At 61.0% G+C, this 11,148-nt stretch carries 9 protein-coding genes; 2 read left to right on the top strand and 7 right to left on the bottom strand.

Annotated elements, in window-relative coordinates:
- Window positions 1-15: 15 nt before the first annotated feature.
- The 4 genes from ABDK74_RS08355 to ABDK74_RS08340 all read right to left on the bottom strand — a co-directional run bounded on the left by ABDK74_RS08355 (window position 16) and on the right by ABDK74_RS08340 (window position 3,956).
- A complete protein-coding gene (locus tag ABDK74_RS08355) occupies window positions 16-756 on the bottom strand; it encodes an RNase A-like domain-containing protein (RefSeq protein ID WP_346003452.1) in 741 nt (246 codons plus the stop codon).
- Window positions 757-772: 16 nt separating this feature from the next.
- On the bottom strand, window positions 773-997 hold the full coding sequence (locus tag ABDK74_RS08350) for a hypothetical protein (protein ID WP_194254009.1): 225 nt from the start codon (window positions 995-997) through the stop codon (window positions 773-775).
- A gap of 15 nt (window positions 998-1,012) precedes the next feature.
- Complete coding sequence (locus tag ABDK74_RS08345) at window positions 1,013-1,321, bottom strand: hypothetical protein (protein WP_346003451.1); 309 nt, start codon at window positions 1,319-1,321, stop codon at window positions 1,013-1,015.
- Window positions 1,322-1,541: 220 nt separating this feature from the next.
- A complete protein-coding gene (locus tag ABDK74_RS08340; RefSeq protein ID WP_346003450.1) occupies window positions 1,542-3,956 on the bottom strand; it encodes a mechanosensitive ion channel domain-containing protein in 2,415 nt (804 codons plus the stop codon).
- Window positions 3,957-4,435: 479 nt separating this feature from the next.
- On the opposite strand from ABDK74_RS08340, the gene ABDK74_RS08335 reads away from it, so the two are divergent.
- Both ABDK74_RS08335 and ABDK74_RS08330 read left to right on the top strand, forming a co-directional pair.
- Window positions 4,436-6,532 carry a thioredoxin family protein gene (locus tag ABDK74_RS08335; RefSeq protein ID WP_346003449.1) on the top strand — a complete coding sequence of 699 codons (2,097 nt, stop codon included), beginning with the start codon at window positions 4,436-4,438 and terminating at the stop codon, window positions 6,530-6,532.
- A gap of 36 nt (window positions 6,533-6,568) precedes the next feature.
- Window positions 6,569-6,955, top strand: coding sequence for a hypothetical protein (locus ABDK74_RS08330; RefSeq protein ID WP_346003448.1), 387 nt, complete (start codon window positions 6,569-6,571; stop codon window positions 6,953-6,955).
- A 3-nt stretch (window positions 6,956-6,958) separates the two neighbouring features.
- Here the strand turns inward: ABDK74_RS08330 and ABDK74_RS08325 are convergent, their stop codons facing one another.
- The 3 genes from ABDK74_RS08325 to ABDK74_RS08315 all read right to left on the bottom strand — a co-directional run bounded on the left by ABDK74_RS08325 (window position 6,959) and on the right by ABDK74_RS08315 (window position 11,052).
- Entirely contained in the window at window positions 6,959-7,489 is a 531-nt protein-coding gene (locus ABDK74_RS08325) for a cupin domain-containing protein (RefSeq protein WP_194254004.1), read from the bottom strand.
- 100 nt (window positions 7,490-7,589) lie between these two features.
- Complete coding sequence (locus ABDK74_RS08320; protein WP_346003447.1) at window positions 7,590-9,935, bottom strand: TonB-dependent receptor plug domain-containing protein; 2,346 nt, start codon at window positions 9,933-9,935, stop codon at window positions 7,590-7,592.
- Between the two features lie 193 nt (window positions 9,936-10,128).
- Window positions 10,129-11,052 (bottom strand): LysR family transcriptional regulator, encoded by a 924-nt coding sequence (locus ABDK74_RS08315; RefSeq protein ID WP_346003446.1) that lies wholly within the window; start codon window positions 11,050-11,052, stop codon window positions 10,129-10,131.
- Between the last annotated feature and the right edge of the window lie 96 nt (window positions 11,053-11,148).

Raw genomic sequence — 11,148 nt, 5'->3', positions numbered from 1 at the left:
CTCCCCCTTTTTTTGTCAGGCGTAGATCCTGATGGTCTCGATATAATAGGCCATTCCGCGGAGTTCGCGCTTGGTCAGGGTGACGGACAGTGTTTTGCCGGGTGTCGGGCGGCGATCCTGTTCCGTAATGACAATGCCGACGCCTTCGGGAAAATCCTGTTCGAAGCTCTCGCGCATACCGTCAGGCGTTTTAGCAAGCCATGCGTCGATTGTGTCCGCGTTGCTCTGAAGCGTCTGGAGAATGGCACGTTCTGCGTCTTCCTTTGTGTGGAAGAAGGAAACGGAGCGGAGTTTTTCGGAGGTAAACCGTTCTTCGATATCCGAGTCTGCCAGGGCGATATGCCGCTCCATAACGCAGCCTCCGAGCTGGCGGGCTGACGTGTCCGGCCAAGGAGGAGGCCCTATTTGGAGACTCTGTAACAGGGCTGTCCAGAAGTCGCGGAGGCTGGGAAACGGAGCCGAGTGTTCCGGGAGCCAGGCAGTCTGGTCATTGAACCGCGCAACCGGATCGAAAGCGATCAGAGCCCAGGTGATCCGGGCCAGATCGATATCGTTGCAGGCCAGCAGGGTTTCGAGTTCCCGGATGGCGGCGGCCCGGGTGAGGAAAGTCCGGGTTTCCGTCACGTCCTGAATGACATCCATCAGGGTTTCGCCGAATGTATCGACATCCTCCCCGAACGGACCGGCGCCGTAGCTGGCCAGTTGTGGAAAGAGGCGGCGGTATTCCTGATCCGGCAGGTCTGATGGGACGGTCATTCTTATTGGCCCGGGCTTATTGGCTTGGGGATTTTTTGGTGAACAGGCGGTCAATCGCCGGGCCGATGAAGTAGCCGATGATCCCGGTGATGAGGACGGAGGGCCAGGCCCATCCGGCGTAGTCCTTGAAGAAATCCTGATTTTCCAGATAGGTCATGACGGCGATGTCGATCAGGACGAGGGTCCATAACGTCGTGGACAGGAAGGGCTGGAGCCAGGCGTGGCGGACTGTGCGGGACATGCGGGTCTCTCCGGCTTACGAGATCGAGACGTGAAAGACGAAGATCATCCCGCAGATGAAGGCGCCGAACAGTGGCAGCCAGCAGGTGTGCAGGTGGTTGTGGTTGTCCATGTAGGAATAGGCCAGCGCGAGCGCGACATAGACGTGTGCGAAGACGAGGCCGAGCACCATGCCGATGAAGCGCTTTTTCAGAACCTGCTCTTCCTGACGGTTCTTTGCAGCGAGAGCGGCAGGATCGGGGCGGGTCATCGGTGTTTCGGTGGTGGCCGTGGCGTTGGTTTGATCGGGGGCTGACGGCTCTGGTGAGACCAGGACAAGAGACATCGCTGAATTCCTTGGCATGATCCTCGCCGATCGGCGGGCGATGCGGGGCCGCGGGAAGGTCGGGCCGGGAAATCGTCTGCGGGGAACCGGGAGGAGGGTTCTCGATAATGTGTAGGCAGAATGAGCCTGTCTGCACGGCAATGCAAGACTTTATTTAAATGATTAAGGGTTGTGCCTCTGGGCAATAAAAAACCGGCTCCTGAAAGGAGCCGGTTCGGCATCAGGCCTGACCGGGTGCGTTGTTGCCGGGCGCGTCGTTGGCCGGGATGGGCAGTGGGCCGTCCGTGGTGATGCGCATGGCGTTGCCGGGCGGCGTCGTGAAGTAGGATGTGCCGGTGTAGAACTTGATGCTGGCGGCGGCGAGCTGGTTGGTGATGCGGCGGTAGAACTCGCGCTTGACCTTCCATTTCATCATCGGCGTCGTGCGGAAGCTGCCGAGGAGGGTGGCGCCCCCGCTGTCGCTGTTGTCCACGCCCAGATCGTTATAATCCGACAGGATCATGGGACCGAAGACCGGATCGTCGCGCATTTCCTTGAGGGTTTTTGTCATGATGGCGGTCACACGCGGCAGGTCTTCGGACAGGTCGAGCTGCTGTTTGACGATGACCTGATTGTAGCCGCGGGCCGTGTTGGCGATCGAGGAGACGGACGAGAACGGGATGATGTGAAGGTCGCCGTTGATGTCGCGGACCTTCACGGTGCGGATCGAGAGGTTTTCCACCGTTCCCGAAACGCCGCCGGTCGTGACCCAGTCACCAACCTGGATGGCATCCTCGACGAGCATGAAGAAGCCCGTGATGAAGTCCTTGACCAGGCTCTGCGAACCGAAAGCGATGGCGGCACCCATGATGCCTGCGCCGGTGAGCAGCGGGGTGACGTTGATGCCGATCTGCGAGAGTGTCGTGACCGCGACGATGATGATGATGATGGCCAGCAGGACGGTACGGATAATGGGCAGCACCGTGCGCAGGCGGGTTGCGCGGGCGAACTGGTCCGAATTTTCGAAACGGGTGAGCTGCTGGCTGAGGAAGGCGTTGATGATTTCCCAGATCGTGACCGCGATGCTCAGGGCGACCAGCATGGTCAGAACGGCATCGAGCAAATGGCGACCGACGGCGTTTTTCATGAAGAAGCCGAACGTGGGCAGGCCCCAGGCTTCGGTCATGGCGATCAGGGTCAGGAAGAGGATTGCGCCGGTCAGGATGCGCCGGGCGAAGGGATAGTAGCGATCGGCGCGCTTCTGAATATCAGGGAAGCGTTCGGTCAGAACGGGGTTGATGCGGAAGAAGCGGTCCTGAAGGCCGTAGGCGAGTACGGCGATCAGGCGGGATGCGACGAGAATGCCGATGGTGATGCCGGTGGTGTCGAGAATCCAGCGATAGCCACCCGGCAGATGGGCGGCCCAGACGATCCAGAGAGAAGCGTCGAGGAACATGGCCGGCACCCACCACAGCCGCGTGACGGCAACGATGAAGGTCCACATCGCGGTGTTGGGGACGGCGCGTGGCTGGAGCGCGCGGCTGACGAGGTGCCGGATTCGCCAGATGAAAACGGCAATCAGGATATGTTCGATCAGGATCACGCCGCGGATCATCGCATTCGTGCCGCGTGGGGAGAGATTGAACTGTCCGCCCAGCGTGGAGAGGCAGAAGACGATGGCGGGGGCGGCGACGAGCACGTTCCACCAGCGGGTCAGCAGGAAGGCTGTTGCGTCCGTGGCGGGCAGGAGGCGGATTGTGGGGGAGCGGGGTGCAAATCCGGTCTCGACGAAAAGATAGAGAATCCGGGCTGCTGCGTAGCAGTTGGCGAGCGTCATGATGACGTTGTCGGTTTTGGCGCTCCAGGGCAGGATCAGAACGGCCAGATAGGCGACGGCTAAAAAGGCGAGAACCGGGATGGCTTTCAGCGCAAAGTGCCCCAGCGCGTAGGGGACGCGGGACAGGAAGCGCAGGGTTTCGACCTGACGCCGCTGGTCGGCGGCTCGCGTTTCGCTGGAGCCGTCAACGATAGGGTCGTGCGAGGTGGCGTCCTGGTCCGCGACGGTATTGCGCCGCTCCCGGTTTTCAGCGTTTTGCGTGAGTTGAACCAGTGGCTTGTGCAGGCTCAGCGCGACGATCCGCTCCAGAGCTACGCCACAGAGCATGACCACGATGCCGCCCGCGAAGGCGTGAAGGATCGTGGTGCGGGTATCAACCGAAGCGAGAGTTGTGTGGGCCCAGTGGCCGACAAGTCCGAGATCGCTGAACAGGCCAAGGAAGTTGTGCAGGTAGCCCAGTGCCTGCAGGCGGATGCTGCTCAGACCGGTATGGATATCAGGCGGCACGTCAGCGACGGTTTTGGCGGGCGCGGCTTTCGCGGGGGCTGCGGCAGGGGATGCGGCAGGGGCTTCGACCGGAAGGCCGCGGGCCATCAGGTCGAGAGTATGGGTGAAGGCGTCCCGTTCCTTGGGGTTGTTCAGGACGTTGAGGAGCTGCTGGGCTTCCTGCTGGCTGAGGGGATGGGCGCTGTCGGCGGCTTTTGCCGGGAGAAGGGGGGCCAGAAAGCCGAGGAGCAGAAAGAGGAGGATGCCGAAGACGGCGCGTCCGGTTCGCGAGCGGTGGGAGGCGGACGGATCGGGACGGGGGATCAACGGCATCGTTCTGTTGGGTCCTTGAAATTGCGCGGTGAATTACGCGATGGAATTACGTTGTCTGGGGCGGGATCTGGAAGTCACACCGGGTGGTCCGCCGAGGGCGGTTGTTGAGTGCGAACATGGCACAGGGTGGCGGTTCTGTCCTACCCTCTTCCTGTGAGTGTTTTATTCGGGATGGGGGATGTTGCGGGGTACGGGCCGACCGAGGACATCGGCATTTCTGGTGGCCCAGAAAGAGAGTGGCTTAAGGGTCTTCCCGAAAGCTTGCCCCAGATCCGTCAGAGCCTATGTTCCGATCTCCCGTTAAAAACTCTCAAAACCTGACAGGATCACTTTAGAAGAGGCCTATTTCGTGAAGGCGATTTGTAGGGCCTTCGTAGTTTCACGACCGGAAAGGTCCTGCTTTTCGTTTCAGTCAGTGATAAGGTGAAGGCTGTCTTCTGAAAAAGTGGAATGAGCCTGTCTTGCATCGAATGTTCAGCATGTCGGCCCTGCTCGTGGCAGGGGTTCTGGGTCTGGGGTCTGTGTCCGCGCGGGCGGCGGAGAGTGCGCCGGTTGCGTCCGCGAACGACACCGCGACGCTTGTCACGGACCGTGATGCGGTCGGGCCGGACCAGCATCTGCGAGTTGGGCTGCGGCTTCAGCTCAAGCCGGGCTGGCACACTTACTGGATCAATCCGGGCGATGCCGGAGACACGCCGACGCTGGATGTGACTGCCGATGGTGGGGCAACAGGCAAGGGCGGCCCGATCCACTGGCCAGTGCCAGTTCGGATCAGCGAGGGCGGCCTTATGTCCTACGCGTACATCAATGAAGTGACGCTGCCGGAGGATCTGGTTCTCAAAGGTTCGGGAGGCGCAACGCTTCATGCCCATGCGGAATGGCTTGCCTGTGCGCAGGTCTGCATTCCCGAGAGTGGTGATTTCACGCTGACGCTTCCGGCTTCGGCGGCCAATGTGCCGGAAGGTGGGGCGCAGGCGGATCTGTTCCGCAAGGCCGAGGCTGCCATGCCGGTGCCATCGCCATTTGCGGCCAGTGTGTCCGCCGATGGCGTGCTGACGCTTTCCGGCAAGGGGCTGTCTGCGGCGTCCGTGTCGCAGGCGTGGTTCCTACCTCAGGACGGGGGCGTGATCGATCAGGTCGCGGAACAGCCGCTGCATGTTTCGGACGGCCAGTTGACGCTTGGGCTGAAATTCTTGAAATCGGCGCATCGGGACAAGCCGCTGTTGGGTGTAGTCGTGCTCAAGGATGCGGCGGGGCAGGAAAGCCCATTGCAGATTGAGGCCCGTCCGGTGGGTGGCGCTTCTGCTGCCGCTCCTGTGCAGGCGGATGCGGCCCCGGCTTCGGATGTGCCAACTGGGGCTGGCTGGCTGCGGGTTCTGCTGTTTGCTTTTGTGGGCGGGCTGATCCTGAACCTGATGCCGTGTGTGTTTCCGGTTCTGGCGATGAAGGCGCTGTCCCTTGCGAAAATGGGCGGGGCCGGACGGGGCGTACAGCTTCAGAGCGCGCTGTTCTATACGCTGGGCGTGACCGGGGCTTTTGCGGCGCTGGGCATTGTCATGATCGGGCTGCGTCTGGCCGGGTCTGCGGCGGGATGGGGCTTTCAGTTCCAGTCGCCGGGATTTGTGGTCGGCGTGTGCTGGCTGCTGTTCCTGATGGGGCTCAACCTGCTGGGTGTGTTTGAGGTCAGCGCCGGGCGTCTGGGGCAGGTTCAGACAGGCGGCGGCCGGAGCGGGGACATGATGACGGGTCTGCTGGCGGTCATCGTGGCGACGCCCTGCACGGCGCCGTTCATGGGCGTCGCCATTGCCGGGGCTCTGGGTGGGCCGCCGGTGATGGGGGTTCTGGTGTTCCTGTCGATGGGGCTTGGACTGGCGTTTCCGTATATTCTCGTGGCCGGGGTTCCGGGGGTGGCGTCGCGGATGCCGAAGCCGGGGGCCTGGATGGGCATTCTCAAGCAGGTTCTGGCGTTTCCGCTCTTTGCGACCTGTGTGTGGCTGCTCTGGGTGGCGGCAATCCAGCGGGGCGTGGCGTTTGTGGCGCTGACGGCTGGGGGCGTTGTGCTTCTGGGCTTTGCAGGCTGGATTTATGGCGTTGGGCAGCGTCGGTCGATGCTGGAAGGTGGCCGTGGGACGGTGGCGTTCTGTCGTGTCGTGGCCATGCTGTGTGTGGTGGTTTGTGGAGCCGCGCTGGCACAGGGGCTGCGGGCAGCGCCTGTTCCTGTGGTTGTGGGCGCATCGGACTCCGGGATTGAGCCGTTCTCGGAGGCGCGTCTCGCCGAGCTTCGGGCGCAGGGCAAGCCGGTGTTCATCGACATGACGGCGTCATGGTGTATCACCTGCATGGTCAATGAGCGTGTGGCGCTGGATGTGCCATCCGTTCAGCAGGCATTCCGGGACCGCAAGATCGTGTTCCTCAAGGGGGACTGGACGAACCGCAACGCGGCGATCGGCGCGTTCCTCAAAGCGCATGGGCGCGACGGTGTGCCGTTCTATATTTATTATGCGCCGCATCAGGATGGCGTCGTGCTACCGCAGATCCTGACGCCGGGTATCGTGCTCTCGACGATCGGGAAATGATATCAGGGCAATGAGACACGCTCGGGAGGAATGGTCATGAAAGCATGGGTGTTTCTTCCGGGGCTGTTTCTGATTGCGCTGATGCCCGTCTTTTGTGCGGCGCAGACTCCTCCGATAAATCCGTTCAATGCTGTGAAAATCCTGCCGGGAAACCTGTTCAGGACTCAAGGCGCGACAGGTTCGGGAGCGGGTGAAGAAATTCGCGTCATGGGACATCGCCGTGCGTTGCCGGTTTTCTTCGCTTCCCCGATTGTGACGCGCTATTTTGAAGACGGTCATACGGAGAGCCGGGTCACCCTGTGGAAGGGGATGACGGCTCATCTGAAATTTGGGCGGGATCTGGATCATGATCCCGTTACCGGCACCAATACGTCGCGGTTTGGCGAGGCCTATGCCACGTCCTCGCCGTTGTTGCCGCAATAGGGATCAGCGGCCCGTGTTGCGCGGGTCGTCCTGCGGATTGACGTAGGCCATGCTGAACGGTCCCGTTCCTGAAACCTGAAGGACTGCGCCCTGACGTCCGGCCTTGATGGCGTGGGGTACGTTGACCGGCAGATGGACGAAGCCGCCCGGGCCGAGCGCGCGCTGCTGCGTTGTGTCGATGTTCTGTCCCACGAAATGCTGGATGTTGCCGCTGATGACGGTCAGCATTTCGTCCAGATTATGGGTGTGGGGTGGGATGAATGATCCGGCTGGCATCATGACGCGCAGGGTGAAAGGGCCGGGTTTTGTGGTGTCGCCGGTCAGGATGGCGATTTTCGTTCCGTGTGGGAACATGGGGGGTGCGGGTTGCCATTTTACGGCGTCCGAATTCTGGAGGATCGTTACGCCAGAATGATCCTGTGGCGTTTCAGTCGGAATTGCGGCAGCATGTGCGACTGAAAAGAGCGTAAGCGCTGTGCCGAGAAGCAGGGCTGAACCGGCGGACTGTTTTCTGGAAATTATGCCGAAGGGCATTGGGGGTCTCCTCCGTTCCACAGGGATGTGGGGGCGTGTTGCGGAAACGCATCGGAGGAGACGTGGTTTTGGCGCAGGGAATGCTCCCTGCCGCTTCCCATCAGAACGCGGTGGAGATCGTTCCGGTCATGGAAAAACGCGGGGAGACCATGAAAGAGTTTCCGTAGCCGGTATAGGGCGCCATATTGCCGCTGTGGACCGTGCTCGGGTCCTTGGCGCTATAGACCGCGCCCATGGCGCCGGTGCGGACGATCGAGCCGGTGAGGTTGGTGAAGTTCAGGCGGAAAGTCGGGGACTGCGCGAACATGAAGGGCTTGAAGTGATAGCCCATCGAGAGCGTGTCTGTGACGTAGCCCGGAATGCGCTGGTCGCCTGCGATGCTGACGGATTGCGGGCCGGTATAGTGGACGGTGCCGTTCGCGAAGAAGCCTTTATAAGTATAGGTCAGGCCGAAATTCGCGATGACATGCGGGGCCATGACGGCCTGCGTGCCTTTGGAATGCAGCATCGTGTTCAGATACGGATCGAAGACGTTGCTGTCCTGTGAGGCGTGCAGATACTCGACGGAGGCGTAGGGGCTGAAGCCGTGGATCGGGCGTCCGGCGATCATGACGTCAAAGCCGCGCATCTGCTGGCTGCCGATATTGAACGGCTTGTAGCTGTTCATACCAACATACTGGTCCACGATACGGTTTGTAAGGTTGTAGTTGAAGAACGCAACATCGGCGACGATGTAATCGTCATGGTAGCGGTAGCCGAGTTCTTCCTTGATGGAATACTGGTTCTTGGGAATGGCGACGCTGGTGTAGAGCCAGCCGAGATCGACCGCGCTGGGCTGGCGGTAGTCGCCTTCCACGTTCAGGTAGACCTGATGGTGGTTGTTGATGCGGTAGCCGATTGAAAGCTGCGGCAGCGGGGCTGTGCGGTTGGCTTCCTGGCGGCCGTAATAGTCTTTGTTCCAGATGTTCGTCATGACGAACTTGAACCCGGCGTCCACCGTCAGGTGATCGTTGAGATATTTGGCCGTGTCATGCACGAACAGGGACTGGATTTCGTAACCGGCCGTCTGTTTGTCGCCAGCGGAAATCTGGTACGCGTCCCAGTTGGGACTTGGCGCATTGCCGTCTGCCATCTGGTAGCTGGTGGGGTAGGACTGGATCGTCTGGGTGTTTTCATACCAGTAGCCGACCGAAAATGTGTTGTGCCGGTCGATTTCCCAGTTGAGTTTCGCGACCGTACCGACTGAGCGGTATTCGTTCTGCAGGAAGTAGTTCGTCAGGCCGCGCGTGGCACCGGTAGCATCGGTCGTCGTGCCGCCCGGAGACGCGTCCCAGCCCTGTCCGAAGCTGAAATAGGGGTGGATGTCGAGCGACAGGCGCGAGGGGAGCACGATATGAACCGGAGCCGAGATGAAAATCTGGTTCCAGTGATCGTTGTTGTTGCCCCAGTAGTTGTTGCTCTTGCGATCGTCCGTCCGGCCATAGCCCTGTCCGGTGTGTTTGTAGCGGAAGAACTGGTCGGAGGTGGGGTAGTTGTCGATGACGAAATCGGCGGAGTTCCAAGACAGGAAGAACTTGGCGTTGGAGCCATTGTGCCAGTCTTTCTGGAGGCCGAAATCAATGTGTTTGCGCTGGTTGGTGCCCGCACCCATCCAAGAGCGGGCATGGGTGTTGGAGAACGAGAAATAGCCGCGAACGCCGCTATGGCCGATTTCGCCGGATTCCAGACGGAGGAACTCGCGCGACAGGTTGTTGGTGCCGTAGGAAAAGTCGATCAGGCCGCCGCGCTTTTTTGATGGCGTGCGCGTTTCTTCGGACATGATGCCACCGGCCGCCGACATGACGGGCAGGTCTGTCGCGGAGGAGCCGGGCGTGACGCTGACGCTTTCGAGGTTTTCGGAATCGACGTTTTCGCTCAGATATTTCGCAGCCGCCGCAGGCGCGCCGTCCACCAGAAGGCCCATGTCGAGGTCTGTCAGACCGCGGGACTGGATCTGTCCGCCTTGCATGCCCGACGAATCTGGCATTGTCACATTGAGGCTTGGCAGGTTCTGGATCAGATCGAGCACCGTGCTGGTCGGCGCGCGCATGTTGATGAATTCCTTGGTGACGGTCTGCACGGCATGGGGGGCGGTTTCGACGCGCATCATACCACCGCCGCCATTCAGGGCGCGGCGCGAGGACGTGACGGAAACCGTTTCGGCAGCGGACGCATCAAGCTCGTGCGCGACGTGCGGCGTGACGGTTGCGCGCGACGGCACCCGGGCTGTTTTTGGAACGTTACGGCTGGAGGTCTGATGGCGCGGAGTATGGTGTTTCGCAGGCTGTGCGGCACGCGCTGGCGTCGCAAACGCGGCGAGCACGCTGCCAGCAAGACAGGTGACTGCGAGGAGCTGACGCCTGTAACCCAGGAATGCGGAGCCGCGCGACTGATGGTTGTCTTTCATGCTGCCGGGCTCCTGCGTCTATTGGAACGAAAGGTTCACTTTGGAAACGGTATTTATTCGAAACGTGGATGTAAAACGGATGGCCTATCTCCATCAAAGATAAAATGCAGGCCGGGGCATTGCCGTTTTTAGGGTGGTGCAAAAATGTGACAGTCCGTGTCTCCTGTATGACGCAGTTTTTCGGGGTGGGAAATCAGGCCGCGGGGTGGGGCTGTGTGGTGGGAGAGAGAAACTCTTTTTCGAGTTCGGAAATCACCAGTCGGGCCGCGCCGGAAAGCTGCCGGGAGTGGTCCACGCACAGCGCGAGCGTCAGAGGTGCGAGGTCGTGGTTGGAAATCGGAATGAAAGCCAGTTCGCCGCGCGTGACTTCTTCCATGACGTCGAGCGCGCTGAGAATGCCGAGGCCGATGCCTTCGCGGACCAGAGACTTGATCATCTGGATATTGTCGGAGGAGGCTGCGGCGTGGATGTCGAGATTGCTGTCGATTTCCAGAATTTCGATCTGGCGGTGCAGGGCGAGCGGGGGCTCGGGCATGATCATGGGATAATTCATCGCGAGACTGAAACGGGCGCTTTTGCGTTCGGCAACGGGATGGTTCGGCAGGCAGACGAAGCCGAGCGGAAAGTCCTTGTGCGCGCGGACCAGAAGACCGCGGGCATGGGTCGGGTTCAGCAGCAGAGCGAGATCGACCGAACCGTCGATCAGTGTGTTCTGGATGCGGCTGTTGTCGAGGACATGGGTGCAGATGGTGATGCCGGGATGGGTCGTACGCATGGCGCGGAGCAGGCGGGGCAGGAAGCCGCGGGTCAGGGCGTCGGGGACGGCGATATCCACCTGTCCACGGCGCAGGCCGCGCATGTCTTCGATCTGGACGCACATATTGGTCAGGTCCCGCGACCACTGTTTGCCGTGCGCATAAAGCAGTTCGCCCGTGGCGGTCAGGCGCAGGCCGGTGGGCAGGCGCTCGAACAGAGGCGTGCCGAGGGATTCCTCGCCCTGAAGGATCTGCCGGTCGATGGCGGAGGCGGCGATGCGCAGATGTTCGGAGGCGCGGCGGATGGAGCCGTGCTGGGCGACGGCGAGGAAGTAGCGCAGGAAGCGTGAGAACACGGGCATGGAAGAACTGCTCTCTTTTTGCGAACGGGAGGAGCGTTTTTATGGAGTATACGACCTTGAGGCGGTGTGAAACTATCCCGCCCGACAGGTGACCTG

Origin of the sequence: Gluconobacter sp. OJB, assembly GCF_039638275.1 — a bacterium.
Taxonomy (GTDB): domain Bacteria; phylum Pseudomonadota; class Alphaproteobacteria; order Acetobacterales; family Acetobacteraceae; genus Gluconobacter; species Gluconobacter cerevisiae.
The sequence above is the reverse complement of the archived record's forward strand: the minus strand, read 5'-3'. Positions and strand labels throughout refer to the sequence as shown.

Coding starts and splice junctions, on each gene's coding strand:
- ABDK74_RS08355 (WP_346003452.1), bottom strand. CDS start 756: ATGACCGTCCCATCAGACCTGCCGGATCAGGAATACCGCCGCCTCTTT.
- ABDK74_RS08320 (WP_346003447.1), bottom strand. CDS start 9,935: ATGAAAGACAACCATCAGTCGCGCGGCTCCGCATTCCTGGGTTACAGG.
- ABDK74_RS08340 (WP_346003450.1), bottom strand. CDS start 3,956: ATGCCGTTGATCCCCCGTCCCGATCCGTCCGCCTCCCACCGCTCGCGA.
- ABDK74_RS08330 (WP_346003448.1), top strand. CDS start 6,569: ATGAAAGCATGGGTGTTTCTTCCGGGGCTGTTTCTGATTGCGCTGATG.
- ABDK74_RS08325 (WP_194254004.1), bottom strand. CDS start 7,489: ATGCCCTTCGGCATAATTTCCAGAAAACAGTCCGCCGGTTCAGCCCTG.
- ABDK74_RS08350 (WP_194254009.1), bottom strand. CDS start 997: ATGTCCCGCACAGTCCGCCACGCCTGGCTCCAGCCCTTCCTGTCCACG.
- ABDK74_RS08315 (WP_346003446.1), bottom strand. CDS start 11,052: ATGCCCGTGTTCTCACGCTTCCTGCGCTACTTCCTCGCCGTCGCCCAG.
- ABDK74_RS08345 (WP_346003451.1), bottom strand. CDS start 1,321: ATGTCTCTTGTCCTGGTCTCACCAGAGCCGTCAGCCCCCGATCAAACC.
- ABDK74_RS08335 (WP_346003449.1), top strand. CDS start 4,436: ATGTCGGCCCTGCTCGTGGCAGGGGTTCTGGGTCTGGGGTCTGTGTCC.